The 19,686-nt window shown below is 32.9% G+C and carries 17 protein-coding genes; all 17 read left to right on the forward strand.

What is annotated here, in order from left to right; genetic code table 11:
• Nucleotides 1-118 precede the first annotated feature (118 nt).
• Entirely contained in the window at nucleotides 119-1,348 is a 1,230-nt protein-coding gene (locus tag ACHRV0_RS17645; protein ID WP_129023044.1) for an HD domain-containing protein, read from the forward strand.
• Nucleotides 1,349-1,387: 39 nt separating this feature from the next.
• Complete coding sequence (gene lpxD, locus ACHRV0_RS17650) at nucleotides 1,388-2,431, forward strand: UDP-3-O-(3-hydroxymyristoyl)glucosamine N-acyltransferase (protein ID WP_089056769.1); 1,044 nt, start codon at nucleotides 1,388-1,390, stop codon at nucleotides 2,429-2,431.
• On the forward strand, nucleotides 2,424-3,812 hold the full coding sequence (locus ACHRV0_RS17655; protein WP_395441823.1) for a bifunctional UDP-3-O-[3-hydroxymyristoyl] N-acetylglucosamine deacetylase/3-hydroxyacyl-ACP dehydratase: 1,389 nt from the start codon (nucleotides 2,424-2,426) through the stop codon (nucleotides 3,810-3,812). The genes lpxD and ACHRV0_RS17655 overlap by 8 nt, the downstream gene beginning before the upstream one ends.
• Nucleotides 3,813-3,884: 72 nt before the next feature.
• The gene (gene lpxA / locus ACHRV0_RS17660) at nucleotides 3,885-4,670 is read left to right on the forward strand and encodes an acyl-ACP--UDP-N-acetylglucosamine O-acyltransferase (RefSeq protein WP_089055487.1); all 786 of its coding nucleotides are present in this window, start codon (nucleotides 3,885-3,887) and stop codon (nucleotides 4,668-4,670) included.
• Between the two features lie 92 nt (nucleotides 4,671-4,762).
• Nucleotides 4,763-5,329: an elongation factor P gene (gene efp / locus ACHRV0_RS17665; protein WP_089055486.1), complete on the forward strand. Its 567-nt coding sequence runs from the start codon at nucleotides 4,763-4,765 to the stop codon at nucleotides 5,327-5,329.
• A gap of 136 nt (nucleotides 5,330-5,465) precedes the next feature.
• Nucleotides 5,466-6,395, forward strand: a complete 930-nt coding sequence (locus tag ACHRV0_RS17670; protein ID WP_089055485.1) for a UDP-3-O-(3-hydroxymyristoyl)glucosamine N-acyltransferase — start codon at nucleotides 5,466-5,468, stop codon at nucleotides 6,393-6,395.
• 1 nt (nucleotide 6,396) lies between these two features.
• A complete protein-coding gene (locus ACHRV0_RS17675; RefSeq protein ID WP_089055484.1) occupies nucleotides 6,397-6,759 on the forward strand; it encodes a nuclear transport factor 2 family protein in 363 nt (120 codons plus the stop codon).
• An 86-nt stretch (nucleotides 6,760-6,845) separates the two neighbouring features.
• Complete coding sequence (gene sucD / locus ACHRV0_RS17680; RefSeq protein WP_089055483.1) at nucleotides 6,846-7,718, forward strand: succinate--CoA ligase subunit alpha; 873 nt, start codon at nucleotides 6,846-6,848, stop codon at nucleotides 7,716-7,718.
• Between the two features lie 144 nt (nucleotides 7,719-7,862).
• Nucleotides 7,863-8,291 carry a hypothetical protein gene (locus ACHRV0_RS17685; RefSeq protein ID WP_395441825.1) on the forward strand — a complete coding sequence of 143 codons (429 nt, stop codon included), beginning with the start codon at nucleotides 7,863-7,865 and terminating at the stop codon, nucleotides 8,289-8,291.
• Nucleotides 8,292-8,617: 326 nt separating this feature from the next.
• Complete coding sequence (locus ACHRV0_RS17690; RefSeq protein WP_395441826.1) at nucleotides 8,618-9,229, forward strand: RNA polymerase sigma factor; 612 nt, start codon at nucleotides 8,618-8,620, stop codon at nucleotides 9,227-9,229.
• Nucleotides 9,230-9,318: 89 nt separating this feature from the next.
• Nucleotides 9,319-10,431 (forward strand): FecR family protein, encoded by a 1,113-nt coding sequence (locus ACHRV0_RS17695; protein ID WP_395441827.1) that lies wholly within the window; start codon nucleotides 9,319-9,321, stop codon nucleotides 10,429-10,431.
• Between the two features lie 306 nt (nucleotides 10,432-10,737).
• Nucleotides 10,738-14,466, forward strand: a complete 3,729-nt coding sequence (locus tag ACHRV0_RS17700) for a SusC/RagA family TonB-linked outer membrane protein (protein ID WP_395441828.1) — start codon at nucleotides 10,738-10,740, stop codon at nucleotides 14,464-14,466.
• Nucleotides 14,467-14,477: 11 nt separating this feature from the next.
• Nucleotides 14,478-15,953, forward strand: coding sequence for a RagB/SusD family nutrient uptake outer membrane protein (locus ACHRV0_RS17705; RefSeq protein WP_395441829.1), 1,476 nt, complete (start codon nucleotides 14,478-14,480; stop codon nucleotides 15,951-15,953).
• Nucleotides 15,954-15,969: 16 nt separating this feature from the next.
• Nucleotides 15,970-16,830: a substrate import-associated zinc metallohydrolase lipoprotein gene (locus ACHRV0_RS17710; RefSeq protein ID WP_089055477.1), complete on the forward strand. Its 861-nt coding sequence runs from the start codon at nucleotides 15,970-15,972 to the stop codon at nucleotides 16,828-16,830.
• Between the two features lie 10 nt (nucleotides 16,831-16,840).
• Nucleotides 16,841-18,187: a DUF4302 domain-containing protein gene (locus ACHRV0_RS17715; protein ID WP_395441831.1), complete on the forward strand. Its 1,347-nt coding sequence runs from the start codon at nucleotides 16,841-16,843 to the stop codon at nucleotides 18,185-18,187.
• Between the two features lie 181 nt (nucleotides 18,188-18,368).
• Nucleotides 18,369-18,623, forward strand: a complete 255-nt coding sequence (locus ACHRV0_RS17720) for a hypothetical protein (RefSeq protein ID WP_395441832.1) — start codon at nucleotides 18,369-18,371, stop codon at nucleotides 18,621-18,623.
• Between the two features lie 264 nt (nucleotides 18,624-18,887).
• Nucleotides 18,888-19,634 (forward strand): 3-oxoacyl-[acyl-carrier-protein] reductase, encoded by a 747-nt coding sequence (fabG, locus tag ACHRV0_RS17725; protein WP_089055474.1) that lies wholly within the window; start codon nucleotides 18,888-18,890, stop codon nucleotides 19,632-19,634.
• The last annotated feature ends 52 nt before the right edge of the window (nucleotides 19,635-19,686 follow it).

Raw genomic sequence — 19,686 nt, forward strand, 5'->3', positions numbered from 1 at the left:
TTTGTTTATTTGTAAATTTTAGGAAAATACTGATGTTAAATCTCGATATTTTAAGTTAAAAACTAAAACCTGTTTATAGTTAATTACTTATATTTGTTGACCAAAAAATAGCCAACTAGTGACTCATTATAACAAGCTTAAAATATTCAACGACCCTATTTACGGGTTTATTTCTATCCCGAACGAACTTATTTATGATTTAATTCAGCATCCGTATTTTCAGCGTTTGCGTCGTATTTCGCAAATGGGAATGTCGTATTTGGTTTATCCCGGAGCAAATCATACCCGTTTTCATCATGCGCTTGGCTGTATGCATTTAATGCAAAAGGCTGTAGATACGCTTAGATTTAAAGGAGTTGCGATTTCTGGAGAAGAAGAGAGTGCACTTTATATTGCAATTTTACTGCATGATATTGGGCATGGACCGTTTTCGCATGCTATGGAAAAAAGTATTGTTGAAGATGTAAATCATGAAGCTATTTCATTGTTATTCATGAATCAGTTAAATGATGAGTTTGAGGGGAAATTAAGTTTAGCCATTCAGGTTTTTAAAGGAGATTATCATCGAAAATTTATGCTTCAATTGATTTCAAGTCAGTTGGATATGGATCGAATGGATTATCTAAAACGTGATAGTTTTTATACAGGTGTTGCCGAAGGAAATGTTAACTCTGAGCGTTTAATTCAGATGATGAATGTGGTTGACGGTGTTTTGGTAATTGAAGAAAAAGGGATTTATTCGGTAGAGAAATTTTTACTTTCAAGAAGGTTGATGTATTGGCAGGCTTATTTGCATAAAACAAGTTTGGTGGCGGAGCTGATTTTGATGAAAGTTTTAAAAAGAGCAAAAGAGCTTACATTAAAAGGAGTTAAATTGCCTTGCAGTGAGCCGCTTTTGTATTTCATGCAAAACAAAATTACAATTGAAGATTTTGATGCTGAAAAATTGGATTTGTTTTCTCAATTAGATGATTTTGATATTATAAGTGCCCTTAAGGCATGGCAGAAACAGGATGATTTTATTCTTTCTACTTTAAGTAAAATGTTAATCAATAGAGATTTATTGAAAATTAAGCTGAGTGCAGAGAAAATTCCGATGGAAGAATCACAATCTTTAAAAGAAGAATTTGCTGAGGAACATCATATTTCACAGTTAGAAGCGGGTTACTTTATATTTAGAGGAAAAATTAAGAATCAAGCTTACAGTAAAGAAGCAGAACCGATTCGAATTTTGAAAAAAGACAAAACAATTGAAGATGTTGTAGAAGCCTCTGATCAGTTGAATTTGAAATCGTTATCTAAATTGGTGACAAAATATTACATCTGTTTTCCAAAACAACTTATCTAAAATTAACATTTAAAATCTATTTTTTATATTTTTGTCGCGATGAAATTTACAGCAGAACAAATAGCGGGAATTTTAGAAGGAGAAGTTGTTGGGAATCCCAATGCAGAAGTTTCTAGGCTTTCTAAGATAGAGGAGGGCGAGGAAGGATCGCTTACTTTTTTGGCTAATCCCAAATATATCAATTACATATATACTACAAAAGCAAGCGTTACAATTGTTAACGACAGCTTTATACCTGAGCAGGAAATTACTACAACTTTAATAAAAGTAGAAGATGCTTATGCTTCTTTCTCTAAACTTTTACACTTTTACAATCAAGTAAAATTGAATAAGAGCGGAATTGAAGCGAACTCTTTTATGACAGAAGGAACTAAATATGGTGAAAATCTATATTTGGGCAGCTTTAGTTATATAGGACAAAACGTTGTTTTAGGTAATAATGTAAAAATTTACCCAAACAGTTTTATTGGTGACAATGTAGTTATTGGTGACAATGTATGTATTTTTGCAGGCGCAAAAATATATTCAGAGACTGTAATTGGAAACAATTGTACAATTCATTCCGGTACTATAATAGGTGCAGATGGTTTTGGTTTTGTACCAAATGAGGAGGGAGTTTATAGTAAAGTGCCACAAATTGGTAATGTTATTATTGAAGATAATGTTGACATTGGTGCTAATACTACGATCGACAGAGCAACTCTTGGTTCTACAATTATTAGACAAGGAGTTAAATTAGACAATCAAATTCAGATCGCTCATAATGTAGAGATTGGTAAAAATACTGTAATTGCTGCTCAAAGCGGTGTTGCGGGTTCTACAAAAATTGGCGAAAACTGTATGATTGGCGGGCAGGTTGGTATAGCAGGCCACTTAATAATAGGGAACAATGTTAGACTTCAGGCACAGTCTGGGGTTGCTAGAAACATTAAAGACGATGAAATTCTGCAAGGAACACCATCACTTGGATATACAGATTTTAATAAATCGTATGTTCATTTTAAAAACTTTCCTAAGATTGTTGCCGAACTGGAAGAATTAAAAAAACAAATAATAAACCCAAAAAATGGAAATAATGGTTAAACAGAAGACCATCAAAAATGAAATTTCACTAACAGGAGTTGGATTACACACTGGAAAAGAAGTTACAATGACTTTTAAACCAGCTCCAATTAATAACGGTTTCACTTTTGTCAGAGTTGATTTGCAAGGTCAGCCAGTCATTGAGGCTGATGCTAATTATGTTGTTAATACACAAAGAGGTACTAACTTAGAAAAATTAGGTGTTAAGATACAAACTCCAGAACACGTTTTAGCTGCATTAGTTGGCTGCGATTTGGACAATATTATTATTGAATTAAATGCCTCTGAACTTCCTATCATGGATGGTTCATCAATATATTTTGTTGAAGCGATTGAAAAAGCTGGAATCGAAGAACAAGATGCCAGCCGTAATGTTTATGTTGTAAAAGAAGTTATCTCGTTTACTGACGAAGCAACTGGAAGCGAAATTTTGGTAATGCCAAGTGATGACTATCAAGTAACAACTATGGTGGATTTTGGTACAAAAGTATTAGGTACACAAAATGCAACACTTAAAAGTATAGCTGACTTTAAAAATGAAATTGCTAATTCAAGAACTTTCAGTTTTTTACATGAATTAGAGTCATTATTAGAGCACGGATTAATTAAAGGTGGTGATTTAAATAACGCAATTGTTTATGTAGATAAAGAAATCTCTGATGCTACAATGGCTAATTTAAAGAAAGCTTTTGGTAAAGATGAAATTTCAGTTAAGCCAAATGGTGTTTTAGACAACTTGACTTTGCATTATCCAAACGAAGCTGCTAGACACAAATTACTTGATGTTATTGGTGATTTATCTCTTATTGGAGTTCGTATTCAAGGAAAAATCATTGCAAATAAACCAGGTCACTATGTGAATACTCAGTTTGCTAAAAAATTGGCAAAAATCATTAAAATAGAACAGAGAAATCATGTTCCAGTTTATGATTTAAACCAAGAGCCATTAATGGATATCCATAAAATTATGGCAATGCTTCCTCACAGACCTCCATTTTTGTTAATCGACAGAATTATCGAGATGTCTGATCGTCATGTTGTTGGTTTGAAGAATGTTACTATGAATGAAAATTTCTTTGTAGGTCACTTTCCTGAAGCTCCAGTAATGCCGGGTGTTTTAATTGTTGAAGCAATGGCACAAACAGGTGGAATTTTAGTATTAAGTACAGTTCCAGATCCTGAAAATTATTTGACATATTTCATGAAAATTGACAATGTTAAGTTCAAGCACAAAGTATTGCCAGGCGATACACTAATTTTCAAATGTGAGCTTATTTCTCCTATCAGAAGAGGAATCTGCCATATGCAGGCAAATGCTTACGCAAACGGAAAATTAGTTACCGAGGCAGAATTAATGGCACAAATCGCTAGAAAACAATAATAAATAATCAATTTTATTGTTTAGGTTTACTGCCCCAAATTAGATTATTTTAATTTAAAATATAAAACATAGATGAATCAACCATTAGCATATGTTCATCCTGGCGCTAAAATCGCTAAAAACGTTGTAATTGAGCCTTTTACAACAATTCACAATAATGTTGTTATTGGTGATGGTACTTGGATTGGTTCAAATGTAACCATCATGGAAGGTGCCCGTATTGGTAAAAATTGCAATATTTTTCCTGGTGCTGTAATTTCAGCTGTGCCGCAGGATTTGAAGTTTGGCGGCGAAGATTCTCTTGCTATTATTGGAGATAATTGTACCATTAGAGAATGTGTTACTATTAATAGAGGTACAGTTGCTTCTGGACAAACTATTCTGGGTAACAATTGTTTAGTTATGGCTTATGCGCACATTGCGCACGATTGCGAAATTGGTAACAATGCCATTATTGTAAATGGAGTTGCTTTAGCGGGTCACGTAGTAGTGGGTAATCATGCTGTAATTGGAGGTTTAGCAGCTATTCATCAATTTATTCATATTGGAGATCATGCCATGATTTCAGGTGGTTCATTGGTTAGAAAAGATGTTCCGCCTTATACAAAAGCGGCAAAAGAACCATTATCTTATGTTGGAATCAACTCTGTTGGTTTAAGAAGAAGAGGTTTCAGTACAGATAAGATCAGAGAAATTCAGGAAATTTACAGAATTCTATATCAAAAAAATTACAATACAACACAAGCTTTAAGTATTATTGAAGCCGAAATGGAAGCTACTCCTGAGAGAGATGAAATTCTAGATTTTATTAGAAATTCATCACGAGGAATTATGAAAGGTTATTCAGGAAACTATTAAAAATAAAATTTAATTGTTTATTTGTATAATCGTTTAGTCGAAACAAATAAACGATTAAGCGATTGAAAAAAAATTAAATAAAACAAAAACAAATGGCATCTACATCAGATATTAGAAACGGATTGTGTATTAAATTTAATCACGATATCTATAAAATCATTGAATTTCTTCACGTAAAACCTGGAAAAGGTCCAGCTTTCGTAAGAACTAAATTAAAAAGTTTAACAACAGGAAAAGTATTAGATAATACATTTTCTGCTGGACATAAAATCGAGGATGTTCGTGTTGAAACACATACTTTTCAGTTTTTATATGCTGAAGGAGATGAATTTCACTTCATGAATGCTGAAACATTTGAGCAGATTTCATTAAACAAGAACATTTTAGATGCGCCGGGATTATTGAAAGAAGGAACAAATGTGATGGTTCAAATTAATACTGAAACAGATTTGCCTTTATCAGTAGATATGCCAGGATCTGTAATTCTTGAAGTTACTTACGCAGAGCCGGGAGTAAAAGGAAATACAGCTACAAATGCAACTAAATCTGCTACCGTAGAAACTGGTGCGTCAGTAAACGTTCCGTTGTTTATCAACGAAGGAGATAAAATTAAAATTGATACAGCTTCAGGTTCTTACATGGAGCGTGTAAAAGAGTAAATTATTAATTAAGATAATTTGTCAATGAGTCAATTAGATAATTTATGAATAAACATAATTTTGAATATTCATTTTCTATTTGACTCATTTTTTAATTGACACATTTTCTAATTGACAAATTTTCTAATTATAAAATATGAAATTTCCAAAAGTTCACTCTTTAGAAGAAATTGCAAATTTGCTTAACTGCGAATTTATTGGTGATAAAAACTTTCCCGTTTTAGGCATGAACGAAATTCATGTTGTAGAACCTGGAGATATTGTTTTTGTTGACCACCCAAAGTATTATGATAAAGCTTTACAATCTGCTGCGACTATTGTTTTAATTAATAAAGAAGTTGAATGTCCAGAAGGTAAAGCTCTTTTAATTTCTGATGACCCCTTCAGAGATTTTAATACCTTAACCAAACATTTTAGGCCTTTTCAAGCGACCACTGTATCGATAGCACTTTCTGCGACTATTGGAGAAGGAACTGTTATTCAGCCTAACTGTTTTATTGGAAACAATGTAACTATTGGTAAAAACTGTTTAATACATCCAAACGTTACTATTTACGATCATACCGTAATTGGAGATAATGTTATGATCCATGCAGGAACTATATTAGGAGCAGATGCTTTTTATTATAAAAAACGCCCTGATGGATTTGATCAGTTAATTTCTGGCGGCAGAGTGGTGATTGAAAACAATGTTGGAATAGGAGCGCTTTGTACAATTGACAAAGGCGTAACTGGAGATACAACTATTGGAGAGGGAACAAAACTGGATAACCAAGTACATGTTGGACACGACACAGTTATTGGTAAAAAATGTTTAATAGCTTCTCAAACGGGTATTGCCGGCTGTGTAATTATTGAAGATGAAGTTACTATTTGGGGACAAGTAGGTACAACAAGCGGAATCACAATTGGAGCAAAAGCGGTTGTAATGGGGCAGACTGGTGTTACGAAATCGGTAGAAGGAGGTAAGTCTTACTTCGGAACACCAATTGAAGAATCAAGAGAAAAGTTAAAACAATTAGCCAATATCAAAAAGATTCCTGAAATTCTAACTAAATTGAAGTAATATGTCTATAAAAGAGTTTGTTCAAAAATTTTATAAGTCGGACGCCTTAATTGATAGTGAAATTCTTAAAACGTATCTTCATCCTGAAGTTATTTTAGAATGGAATAGCAGTAAAGGATATATTGAGATGAATCATGACTCAATGCTGGAAATGGCCAATGAGCTAAGTCGAGCTTATGTTCGTTCGAAAGTGCGAATCAGCCATATTATTGCTGAAGAAGATCTAGTTTCAGTACGTTATTCTCACTATGTAAAAACAATTGAGAATCCTCGTGAAGAGATGCTGCTTGCGCATTTTTCTGCATTTTGGCAGATAAAAGATGACAAACTTTATAGAGGTTATCAGATGAGTCAATTTTCTTAATATTTTTTTGACAATAAAAGAGGCAAAATACATTACAAAACCTTATTTTTGCAACACAATTTTAAAAACTACATAAAATATATATCATGAGTGTTTTAGTTAATAAAGATTCCAAAATAATTGTTCAAGGATTTACAGGGAGCGAAGGAACTTTCCACGCTTCTCAAATGATTGAGTACGGTACTAATGTTGTTGGTGGTGTTACTCCAGGAAAAGGAGGAACGAGCCATTTAGATCGTCCAGTTTTTAATACAGTAAAAGACGCTGTTGATCAAGCTGGTGCTGATACATCTATCATTTTTGTACCGCCTGCTTTTGCTGCAGATGCAATTATGGAAGCTGCTGATGCTGGAATTAAAGTAATTATTGCTATTACAGAAGGAATTCCTGTAGCAGATATGATTAAAGCAAATAATTATGTTAAAGAAAGAAATTCTAGATTAATTGGACCAAACTGCCCAGGAGTTATTACTCCAGGTGAAGCTAAAGTTGGTATTATGCCAGGTTTCGTTTTCAAAAAAGGTACAGTTGGAATTGTTTCTAAATCAGGAACTTTAACTTACGAAGCTGCTGACCAAGTTGTAAAACAAGGTTTAGGAATTACTACAGCTATCGGAATTGGTGGAGATCCAATTATTGGAACTACAACTAAAGAAGCTGTTGAATTATTAATGAACGATCCAGAAACTGAAGTAATCATTATGATTGGTGAAATTGGAGGTCAATTAGAAGCTGATGCTGCTAGATGGGTAAAAGCTGATGGTAACCGTAAGCCAGTTATTGGTTTTATCGCTGGAGAAACTGCTCCTGCTGGTAGAACAATGGGTCACGCAGGTGCTATCGTTGGTGGTTCTGATGATACAGCTGCTGCTAAAAAACAAATTATGAAAGACAACGGTATTTATGTTGTTGATTCACCAGCTGAAATTGGTAAAAAAGTAAAAGAAGTACTTGGATAATCTTCAAGTTATTTAAAATAACAAATTCCAAAAAAGTCTCAATATTTTGTTGAGACTTTTTTACATTTTTAAAATATTGGAATATAAATTAAAAACGGAGCAACTTTGTGTCTCAGTATCTTAGAAGCTTAAAAATAAAAAACGATGAGTAAAGAATTAGAAAAGTTTAAATCAAGTAATAGTTTTACTTTTACTGTTAATGATAGTTTAGAAGAAGCTTGTAATGCTCCTGAGGGGAGTGCTGGGATTTTTGTGGTTTATGAAATTGACGGAGATTCAAAGGAATTAATCATGGCAGGTTCTACAGGTACTGTGCAAAACGACGGAACACTTAAAAGCAAAAGCGGAGGATTATATGATAAAATTGTAAATGGACATCAGTTTGCAAAAACAGGAAGAAAATACTCTTGGCCGGCGCAAATGAAATTAGAGAATATCTCTGTTCTTGAAGTAGTTTGGTATGAAACTTTTAATGCAGATGTAAAAGCAATTCCAACTGCTGTTGAAGCGCAGGTTTTACAAAATTTTCTAGATGAAAACGGAAAATTACCAAGATGGAATGTAGCTTTCTAGAAGTCATTTCGTAGTTTAAATTATAGAAGCCTTACTTTTTAGTAAGGCTTTTTTATTGAGTTGATGTAAAATTTTCGAGTAGTTTAAATCTTACTTTTTGTTGTTTTGAAAGAATGGATATTTTTTTAACATTTATTTAAGAACGCTGACGCAGTCTAAGTTAAGGGCATTTTTTGTATTAAGAAACCGCGTCGTTTATGTAAAATAATTGGTTTTAAATATTTGCTTTTATATATTTAGCGAACAAAACAAAAATTTAATGTTAAAATAATGTGTTCTCTGCATTAATAAAAAATGTCTTCTTGTTTAGATAATAATTGTCAATTATGAAAACCCGAATCTTACCAGTCAATTCTATTGATGACAATACACTTTGGAATGATTTAAAAATAGGAGATGAGAAATCATTTTCACTTCTGTTTGAAAGACACTACAGCGATTTGGTGAGCTACGGGAACTCGCTTTCTCCATATACAGAAAAAGTTCAGGATTGCGTGCAAGATGTATTTACAGATATTTGGCTTTATAGAAATTCATTGCAAGGCTCAGTTGTAGTAAAAGCCTATTTGTTATCAAGTGTAAGAAAGAGAATTGCTCGATTGTACGAACGCGATCATATTTTTAGAAAAACAGCAAGCACAGATGCTGTTGAGTTTTTATTAGAATTTGCTGTCGATAATGAACTTTTGGACGATGATTATGTTACAAAAGAAAAAGTAGTTCATTTGAATAAATTGCTTAACGAATTACCTCCAAGACAAAAAGAAGCCCTTTATCTGCGTTACCATCAGGGTCTTAGTGTTGAGCAAATCGCCGAAATGCTGGATATTAATTATCAATCTGCAAATAACTTGCTGCACCGTGCTTTACTTACTCTTCGTAAAGAATGGAAGGGTAGTTTAACTATTATTACAATACTGTTTTCAAGCACTTTTTAAATAAAGTAAAAAAAAATAAAAAAAAATCACAATTTAGTGAGTATATAATAAGAAAGCTGTCCTCTATGTTTTTGTAACCTTATTTTTAGATGCAAAAACGTAACACATATACCGAAATAGAAGATTTTTTATCTGATGAATCATTTCAATCCTGGATTCTATTTAAAATAGATCAAGATGGATGGGAGGAATGGACTTTAGAAAGTCAACAGAGAGCAAAACTAGTAGAAGATGCTAGATTAATGCTTCTTTCTATGAAAGTTCCTGAAAGCGAACTGACAAAATCTGATATTCACAGAGCGTTACAAGACACTTGGATAAAGATTCGTGAAAAAGAATCTCAAAACGCACAACAAGATTCGAAATCTACTTTTTTTAGAAGATATCTTTTTTCTGGAATTGCGGCATCTTTTCTTTTATGCTTGATGTCTGTTTGGTGTTATAATCAATATTTTAAATCAGAAAGTAAAATAGTTACTTACAAAGAACTTATCGATGATAATAATGAAGGTTTGGTAGAACAGACTAATAATTCTAATAAACCGCAAATTATCACATTATCAGACGGCAGTTCTGTTTTATTGCAGCCAAATAGTAAATTAAGTTACCCTAAAATCTTTACCGGAAACGAAAGAAAGGTGTATTTATCCGGCGAAGGTTTCTTTGAAATTAGTAAAAATCCCCTTAAGCCTTTTTACGTTTATGCGAACGAGATTATCACCAAAGTTGTAGGAACTAGTTTTAGAGTTAAAGCTTATTCTGATCAGCCTGATGTTGAAATTCTTGTTCGTACCGGTAAAGTTAAGGTAAAATCAAACGATATGATTTCTAAGTCAGATCAACAAGAGATTGTACTGCTTCCAAATCAAGCTTTACGTTTTTTGCGTAATGATTTGAAATTTAATAAAATAACAGATATTACTCAAGATGTAGTACTTGCAAAAAGCGTTGGTAATATTGAGCAGTTAAGCTTTGAATTTAACGATATCCCAGTTTCTCAAATTTTTGAAACAATTGAGCAAGCTTATTTAATTGATATTGATTATCCAAAAGATAAATTAAAAGATTGTCATTTAACCACTTCATTGAGCGATCAGCCTTTAACCGAAAAATTAAAAATTGTTTGTAAAAGTATCGGGAATAGTACAAGTTTTGAAATGAACGGAAATCAGATAATTATAACATCCCAAGGCTGTAATTAATCTTTAATGCAACTGTAATTGCATTTAGATGTTTTGTCACTAATCGGAAATTTTTCGATGTAAAAACTTTCAGTTGTGAAACTAATTGTAGTTTATTTCATATTTAAAAATATAAACAAAAAGACCAAAAACTAAACCAACCAAAAAAAATGAAACTGCCTATGTGAAAAAGAATGCTGTAAAAAAAAGTGCCGCGATGCTGTAACACCACGACACTTATTAAATTGAATTTTCTCTCTGTAAAGAGTAATTCATTCGTTTCTTAGAATACACTCGAATAAGTATTAATCAAAACAAATCAAAATTATGAAAAAACCAGTTGTTAAACAACGATTACTCTATAGAATCATGAAAATAACACTATTTCAGTTTGTCTTAGCACTTGTGTTTTCAAGCTTTGCTATGGCAAATAATGTAAATGGGCAAAAGAAATTAGATACAAAAGTTACAATTACAGTTGAGAATTTGACTCTTGATAGTGCTTTGTCTAAAATCGAAAAGTCTGCACATGTAAAATTTTCGTATAATTCAAGACTTCCTCAATTGAGCCGAAAGGTTAGCATTGAGGCAAATCAAGAGACTTTATCTAGTATTCTTAGTCGAATATTAGTGCCTTTTAATATTGCATTTTCAGAAGTAAGCAATCAAATTATCTTGCAAAAAACGACAAGCGAAGATCCGTTTGCAAGTTCAGATAATCATGATTCACTTTTTGAAGTATTAACTGCAGGACCAATTATCAAAGGAAAAGTAACTGATGCCAGCGGAAGCCCTCTTCCTGGTGCAACAGTAATGGTAAAAGGAACAAAAACGGCTGTATTAACAGATTTTGATGGTAATTTCTCTATCGAGATGCCTTCAAACTCTGATAAGCTTGTTATTTCTTACGTTGGTATGGAAACTAGAGAAATAGGTATATCTAATACTACTCCAACGGTAGTTCTTAGTGAAGTAGGACAAAACTTAAAAGAAGTTGTCGTAACTACAGGTTATGAGAAAACATCAAAAAGAACCTTTACAGGGGCAATCAGCAAAATTTCTGGTGCTGAATTGAAAGTTGATGGTGTTGTTGACGTAAGCAGAATGATCGAAGGAAAAGCTGCAGGGGTTACAGTACAAAATGTTACAGGAACTTTTGGTACTGCACCTAAAATTACGGTACGTGGATCATCTTCTATTTTTGGAGATACTAAACCACTATGGGTAATTGATGGAGTTGTTCAAGAAGATATTATCAATTTATCGTTCGCGGATTTAGCTTCAGGAAATTCTGAAACATTGTTAAGCTCGTCGGTTGCGGGATTAAATGCAAACGATATTCAAAGCATTGAAATTCTTAAAGATGCATCTGCAACTTCTATCTATGGATCAAGATCATTAAATGGTGTTGTTGTTGTAACTACAAAGCAAGGACGTAGAGATTCTCCATTAAAAGTAAGTTATGGTTTAGAGCAAACAGTAAGAGCAGTACCAAACTACAGCCAATATGATATTTTGAATTCTCAGGAGTCAATGAGTATTTTTAAAGAAATGGAGTCTAAAGGGTATTTAGATCTTCCTTCAACGGTAAATGGAAGATATGGTGGAGCTTATAATATTTTAGGGCGTGCTATTAATACTTATATTCCTGAAACTGGTGGTTATTTAGTAAATAATGATCCGGTTAGTCGTAACAATTTTTTAAAGAAATATGAATTAGCCAATACAGATTGGTTTAATGTGCTTTTCAGACCATCGATCACTCAAAATCATTCCTTAAGTTTTTCTGGAGGAGGAAAAAATAATACATTTTATGCCTCTTTAGGATATTATACAGATCCGGGATGGACTATCGCTGATGATGTAAAACAGATTTCAAGTAATATCAAAGGGACATTTTATGTAAATGATAGATTAAATATTACACTTTCGACTCTTGCGTCTATTCGTGATCAAGGTGCCCCTGGTAGTTATGAAAGCGAAAAAGATGTTGTTTTTGGTAAAGTAACACGTGATTTTGATATTAACCCATTCAACTATGTTTTAAATACAAGTAGAACTTTGAGACCTTATGATGAGAACAGAGAACTGGAGTATTACAGAAACAACTGGGCAAAGATGAATATCATCAATGAGTTAAAAAATAACTATATGGAAATTGAAGTAAAAGACATTCGTTTTCAATTAGATTTAGATTATAAAATTAATAAACATTTAACGTATAACTTAACAGGTTCTGCTCGTTATGCAAACACAAGCCGTGAGCATAAAATTTTAGAAGGTTCAAATGTAGTAGGAGCTTATAAAGCGGGTACTCCTGAAGGTGAAGATGGAGTTAATACATTAGTTAGAGATCAAAACATCTTTTTGTATCAAGATCCTAATGATTTAACAGCTCCAAAAGTTTCAGTATTGCCAAATGGAGGTTTTCTTAGAAAATTTACAAATGATTTAACTTCTTACAACCTAAGAAACAGTGTTAATTATAGAAACACATTCAATGAAAAACACGAATTAGAAGGTTTGTTTGGAACTGAAATGAGAGTTGTAGACAGAACAAGTGATAATTTTACAGCTGCAGGTTTACAATACGACAGAGGTTTAACAGCATTTACAGATCCAAGAATAATCGAAAAAATAATAAACGGAGGAGATTCGTATTATGGCTTCAACGAAGAAAAAGAAAGAACAGTAGGTTTCTTCGGAAAAGTTGGTTACACTTATGATCGTCGCTATACAGCTTCTGTAACAGGTCGCTATGATGGATCTAACAGACAAGGAAACAGCGATTCATCAAGATGGCTTCCAACTTATACTTTTAGTGGAAAATGGAATGTTGCTGAAGAAAAGTTCATGAAAGATGTTGAATCGGTAAACACTTTAGCGCTTAGAGCATCTTATGGTTTAACAGCTACTGCTGGTCCGGCAACTAACTCATTGGCAATCTACAAAAGCTTTATCACAGATCGTTTTCTTCTTGATGACAGGGAATCTGGAATTAGAATTGATGAGTTGCAAAATGGTGACCTAACTTGGGAAAAACAGTTTGAAACAAATATTGGGGTTGATCTTGGAATGTTTAACAACAGATTACAGCTTACAACAGATGTTTATCGTCGTCAAGCATTTGATCTAGTGGATTATGTGATTACTTCAGGAATTGGGGGGCAAAGAATTAGACAAGGAAATAATGCTGATATGGAAACGGAAGGTTTAGAGATTGGTGTAACTGGGAAAATTCTAAGTTCTCCGAGTTTTAATTGGTCTTCTACAGTTAATTTCTCGGTATTTACACAAAAAATTACAAGATTGCAAAACACTCCAACAGCTTTTGATTTAGTTGATCCAAATGGAGGAAACACACTTAGTCATCCAAGAAACTCAATCTATTCTTATCAGTTTACAGGATTAAACAACCAAGGTTTACCAACATTTATCCTGCAAGATGGTGCAGAGAATAATATTACGGGTGCTAATTTTCAAGATAATATTGATGTAACAAAATATTTGAAATATGAAGGTTCAATTGAACCGAATAAATCAATAGGATGGGCTAATACATTTACTTATAAGAATTGGTCATTATATGTGTTTTTTGTAGGCTCAGGAGGAAATAAAGTTCGTTTAAATCCTATTTATGATAGTGCTTATGACGATTTAACAGTTTTTACTAAAGATTTTACAAATCGTTGGATAAATCCAGGGGATGAAAATCATACTAATGTTCCTGTAATTGCAGACAAGCGTTTGAATGCAAATTACGACGGCGAACGTACTCTTGCAAGAGCATATAATACTTATAATTACTCTGATGTTCGAATTGCTGATGGTGATTTTGTGAGATTAAAAAATATCTCTTTGAGCTGGGAGTTTCCTAAAGATTTTAAAAGAAAATTAGGACTTAGCACTTTTACGTTAAAAGGTTCTGCTGTTAACCCATGGTTGATTTATTCTGATAAAAGATTAAACGGCCAAGATCCTGAGTTTCGTAATTCTGGAGGAGTTGCATTACCAGTAACATCTCAATACACATTTACTTTAAATCTTTCATTATAATAGTCAAAAACATGAAAAACTTAAAAATAACACTATCCCTATTAATACTTATTTGTATTACTGGCTGTGATGATTTTCTTTCGGAAAAACCAGATAACAGAACTGAAATAAACACGCCTGAAAAAATATCAGAATTGTTAGTTGAAGCTTATCCTCAAATGAGTTATTTTGAGATTGCCGAAACAATGTCTGATAACGTTTTTGACAGCGGACTGCCGGAAACAATAAGAAAAAATGAGCAAAACTATAACTGGGAAATTCAAACAGAAGCAACAGAGATCGATACTCAGGCTTATTATTGGGATGCTTGTTATAGAGCTATTGCACATGCAAATAAAGCTTTACAGGCAATTGATGAATTAGGAAATACATCAAATTTAAACCCACAAAAAGGAGAAGCATTAATAGCAAGAGCTTATTCTCATTTTATGTTAGTTTCGCTTTGGGCCAAACGTTATAATCCAGCTACAGCAGCTACAGATTTAGGAGTTCCTTATGTAACAAAACCAGAAACAGAATTAGTGACTAAATACAAAAGAAATACAGTTGCTGAAGTTTTTAATTTTATAGAGAAAGATCTTGAAGAAGGTTTAAAATATGTAACAAACAATTACAAAGAACCTAGATTTCACTTTAACGTAAATGCTTCAAAAGCTTTCGCCAGCAGATTTTATTTAATAAAAGGAAATTGGGATAGAGTAATTGAATTATCTAATGACTTAGGTTCAAAACCAGAAGGAAAACTTAGAGATTATTCAGCTTACGAATCTTTAGGTGTAGAAGATCAGCAGTTAAAGTACTCAAGCAGTGCTGCCGAAACAAATTTATTGATCGTTTCTGCAAATACAATTGTAAGCAGAGTATATCATTTAAACCGTTTTAACCTTTCAGGTGCGCGTCAGCCGGAAGTTTTTGGTCCGACCACAAACCTTTTTGGAAAACCATACTATTACAACCTATATTCATCAAACAGCAGTATAACTTTATTTGTGCCTAAATTTTATGAGTATTTCAAATATTCAAATGTAACTGCAGCAATTGGAGAACCATTTGTCGCTGAAGTTTTATTAAGCAACGATGAATTCTTCTTAAACAGAATTGAAGCACATGTAATGAAAGGGCAAACTGCTTTAGCAAACGATGAATTAGAATATTTCTTAGCAACAAGAACACCAACCTATGCCTCAACAGATAAATTAACGGAAGCAAAAGTGGTTGCTAAATTTCCAGTGGTTGCAAATGAATATACGCCATTCTATACAATGACACCAGTACAGACATCGTACATAAAAGCAATTGCAGAAACAAGAAGAAGAGATTTTATACACGAAGGACTTAGATGGTTTGATATTAAACGTTTTAATATTGTTGTAAAACACGAAACGGCAAACAAACCAGTAAATACATTAGCTAAAGATGACAACCGCAGAGCTTTGCAAATTCCATTGCATGCATCAAGTACGGGCGTTGAACTGAATCCTAGATAATCTTAAAAGTAAAATTATGAAATTATTAAAATATAATAAAATTGCGATTTTAGCAATAGTTTCTACAGTACTAGTTTCATGTGGAAGCGATGAAATGCCGGGAGAAAGCCAGTTAGACTATACGCAGCCAATAAAAACGGAGCTAGATAATTGGATTACAACAACCTATTTAAATCCATACAATATTAATGTGCAATACAAATGGAATCAAAATACAGTAGATAACAGTCGTTTTCTTTTTCCTCCATTAACTGAAAAAGTGCAACCAGCACTTGAAATTGTGAAAACAATATGGCTTAATAGTTATTTAACGATTGGAGGTCCAGATTTTGTGAAAAAAATTGCTCCAAGAGAAATTGTTTTAATAGGCGGTGTGAATTTAAATAGTGTAGGAACCAGAACTTTAGGTTTAGCCGAAGGAGGACAGCGTGTTACATTATTCGAAACCGATTATATAGATCAAGACGATAGAGAAAATGTATCAGAGTTTGTACATACAATTCAGCACGAGTACATACACATCTTAAACCAAAATAAACCATTTGATGAAAAAGCGTGGAAAACCCTGACACCAGGTGGTTACACAGCAGATTGGTACAATTATGAGATACCAGAATCAAATGAACTTGGGTTTATAACCAGTTATGCAAGATCAAACATCAATGAAGATTTTGCCGAAACTGCATCTATGATCTTAATCTATTCAAAAGCTGAATATGCGGCATTTTTAAAAGGTATTAAAAGCCCAACTGCTTTAGCCGCATTAAAAGCAAAAGAAGCAATTGTAGTAAAATATTTTAAAGACGCTTTCAACATGGATTTCTATGCTTTAAGAGATGAGGCAGAGAAAAATACAAGTGCAGTAATAAACAATTAATAAAAGTATTATGAAAATAAAACACCTATATAAATACTTATTTGCAGCTGTTTTAATACTGCAATTAACCGCCTGTAATAATAATACAGATGCTGAGCAATTTTTTGAAGAAACGCCTACAACGCGTTTAAATAATCAAAAATCTGAACTAAACGATGCATTACTTTCATCAGAATTTGGATGGAAAGCAGTCTATTTTACAGATAATACTGTTTTAGGAGGTTATACACATTTATTTAAGTTTGCAAAAGACGGAAGTGTAGAAATGGCATCAGATTTTGATGCAGATACAGATGTTTATAAAAGCGAGTACGCTATTCAGCTTGGAAGTACAGTAAGTGTGACTTTTACAACAAAAAATAGAATTCACCTTTTATCAGAATCAGATAATTTCCCAATTCCAGCCTTAAGAGCGAAAGGATATTTAGGAGATTTTCAGTTTTTGTATTACGGTCAGGAAAAAGGAGAGATTATTTTTAGAACCAATAGAAATAATCGTGAATTACGTTTCGTAAAAGCAACCGCTCAGGACTGGGCAGATTTGCATAAAAATATCGATATGATTCCTAATGTAATTGGGGCTCCGACCAGACCACTGTTTAGATTATTAGAAACAAATGATGGAACAACAAAACATCAGTTTGATTTTTCATTTTCTGCCGTAACTCGTTTTGCAGAGTCAAATTCTATCGAAGCAGGTTATTCTGTAAGCTATAATATGGGAGTAGGATATACCCCAACCGGTATTGTTGTGAGTCCTGCAGTAGTAGTGGGCGGACAAAACCTGACTAATTTTATATATAATGATACTGATGGAAGTTTTACAGCAACAGGAACAGGCGGCGTAAGTGCTGTTATTAAATATACAGACAAACCTTTATCACTTACAGATGATTATAAGATATTGCTTCCTGGGCAGCCATTTACTGCATTTGGATATTATACTAATGATCACACTGTAAATGCTCCAAGTAATTCAGTATTATTTAATGCTGAAATAGCTAAAATTAATGCAGCTTTGCCTAAAGGACAAAGCATTGCAACCGTACAAATTTACACTAATCATGATATTGGAACATTTATTTATTACACTTTCGTAGGAAGGGGAGCACTAATGCATTATGTGACTGCCGAGGAAGATTCAGTTGGTAAAAAAGTGATTTTAAAACATAAATCTTGGAACGGAAATACAACAGTAGCTACGCCAGCATTCCTTGCTAGTTTTGATAAGTATCTGATGGATCCAAACGGAATTTATGTGAAAAAAGAAAGCTTTAGAGTATTTTACAGTGATCCAGTTTATACGTTTACAAGTTCTTCAAGTCCATTTAGAATGACAACTTGGAGGCTTAACTAATAATTTTAGTTTTGTTTTTAATTTTGGAGAAAAAGCGACTCAATTCGGAGTCGCTTTTTTTATATATTTAAGTAAAATAGTATGTTTTTTAATTTTAATAGATTTATTTTCTTATATTTATTATTAGTAATGAGATAGATATGTCTTTTTATTGGTCTGAAACTCAACAGACTTAAAATGATTGAGAGCACAAACATTAAACAACCTAATTATTATGTTAAAAACAATTTTGAATTTTAAAGGAGTTGAAGTTCTAAGCAGGGAAGAGCAAAAGAATTTTATTGGTGGTAGTTATCGTGGACCATTTCAGGATATATGCACAACACCTTGTGCTATGATTATTTCTCCAAACAATCCATGTTTTATAGATGCTTGTCAAAGTATTTTTTTTCCAGGTCCAGACCCGTCTCCAGAGCCTCTTGTAATTGTAGGCTAAAAATAAATAGCAGAATAACCAGTAGAAAATCACTACTGGTTTTTTGTTTTTATTAGAATTATAAGTAATTGTAGTTATCTCTTAAAATTGAAATTTAAATGAATTGCAAATGTAATTTTTTTAAAAAAAGAATTATCATATATTTGACAAGTCATTCATAGCCCTGATAGAAATGGAAATCCTTTTGTTTTTTTCTTTAAAAAAGAAAAGATTGAAATGGATAGCAGGATTAGCTACAAATAAATATTAAAATTAATTTTGAATATGAAATTACTAGAAGGAAAAGTTGCCATTATTACGGGTGCTAGCCGAGGAATTGGAAAAGGAATTGCAGAAGTTTTTGCTAAACACGGAGCAAACGTAGCATTTACATATAGCTCATCTGTAGAATCTGCTCAAGCTTTAGAAGCAGAGTTAAATGGTTTAGGTGTTAAAGCAAAAGGTTACAAGTCTAATGCAGCCGATTTTAATGAAGCACAAACTTTTGTTGATGCAGTTTTGGCTGATTTTGGTACAGTAGATATTTTGATTAACAATGCAGGAATTACAAAAGATAACTTGTTAATGCGTATGTCTGAAGCTGATTTTGATCAAGTAATTGATGTAAACTTGAAATCAGTTTTTAATATGACAAAAGCAATTCAAAAAACGTTCTTGAAGCAGCGTGCAGGTTCTATCATTAATATTAGCTCTGTTGTAGGAGTTTCTGGAAATGCAGGACAAACAAATTACGCAGCATCAAAAGCAGGTGCAATTGGTTTTACAAAATCAGTAGCTTTAGAATTAGGATCACGTAACATTCGTTGTAACGCAATTGCTCCAGGTTTTATTGAAACAGAAATGACTGCAAAATTACCAGAAGATGTAGTAAAAGGATGGAGAGACGGAATTCCGTTGAAACGTGGCGGAACTACAGAAGATGTAGCAAACGCTTGTCTTTTCTTAGCATCAGATATGAGTGCATACGTTACAGGACAAGTGCTTAATGTTTGCGGAGGAATGCTTACTTAATAGTTTTCAGTGTTCAGACTTTAGTTTTCAGTTTTTATCTGACTCTGAACAC

It is taken from the genome of Flavobacterium sp. FlaQc-30 (genome assembly GCF_044005885.1).
In the GTDB taxonomy this organism is placed as follows: domain Bacteria; phylum Bacteroidota; class Bacteroidia; order Flavobacteriales; family Flavobacteriaceae; genus Flavobacterium.

What these genes read in the sequence shown, in the direction of transcription:
- ACHRV0_RS17695 (WP_395441827.1), top strand. Translation starts at nt 9,319, where the DNA reads ATGCAAAAACGTAACACATATACCGAAATAGAAGATTTTTTATCTGAT.
- lpxA (WP_089055487.1), top strand. Translation starts at nt 3,885, where the DNA reads ATGAATCAACCATTAGCATATGTTCATCCTGGCGCTAAAATCGCTAAA.
- efp (WP_089055486.1), top strand. Translation starts at nt 4,763, where the DNA reads ATGGCATCTACATCAGATATTAGAAACGGATTGTGTATTAAATTTAAT.
- ACHRV0_RS17715 (WP_395441831.1), top strand. Translation starts at nt 16,841, where the DNA reads ATGAAAATAAAACACCTATATAAATACTTATTTGCAGCTGTTTTAATA.
- ACHRV0_RS17655 (WP_395441823.1), top strand. Translation starts at nt 2,424, where the DNA reads ATGGTTAAACAGAAGACCATCAAAAATGAAATTTCACTAACAGGAGTT.
- ACHRV0_RS17670 (WP_089055485.1), top strand. Translation starts at nt 5,466, where the DNA reads ATGAAATTTCCAAAAGTTCACTCTTTAGAAGAAATTGCAAATTTGCTT.
- ACHRV0_RS17700 (WP_395441828.1), top strand. Translation starts at nt 10,738, where the DNA reads ATGAAAAAACCAGTTGTTAAACAACGATTACTCTATAGAATCATGAAA.
- sucD (WP_089055483.1), top strand. Translation starts at nt 6,846, where the DNA reads ATGAGTGTTTTAGTTAATAAAGATTCCAAAATAATTGTTCAAGGATTT.
- fabG (WP_089055474.1), top strand. Translation starts at nt 18,888, where the DNA reads ATGAAATTACTAGAAGGAAAAGTTGCCATTATTACGGGTGCTAGCCGA.
- lpxD (WP_089056769.1), top strand. Translation starts at nt 1,388, where the DNA reads ATGAAATTTACAGCAGAACAAATAGCGGGAATTTTAGAAGGAGAAGTT.
- ACHRV0_RS17710 (WP_089055477.1), top strand. Translation starts at nt 15,970, where the DNA reads ATGAAATTATTAAAATATAATAAAATTGCGATTTTAGCAATAGTTTCT.
- ACHRV0_RS17705 (WP_395441829.1), top strand. Translation starts at nt 14,478, where the DNA reads ATGAAAAACTTAAAAATAACACTATCCCTATTAATACTTATTTGTATT.
- ACHRV0_RS17675 (WP_089055484.1), top strand. Translation starts at nt 6,397, where the DNA reads ATGTCTATAAAAGAGTTTGTTCAAAAATTTTATAAGTCGGACGCCTTA.
- ACHRV0_RS17685 (WP_395441825.1), top strand. Translation starts at nt 7,863, where the DNA reads ATGAGTAAAGAATTAGAAAAGTTTAAATCAAGTAATAGTTTTACTTTT.
- ACHRV0_RS17690 (WP_395441826.1), top strand. Translation starts at nt 8,618, where the DNA reads ATGAAAACCCGAATCTTACCAGTCAATTCTATTGATGACAATACACTT.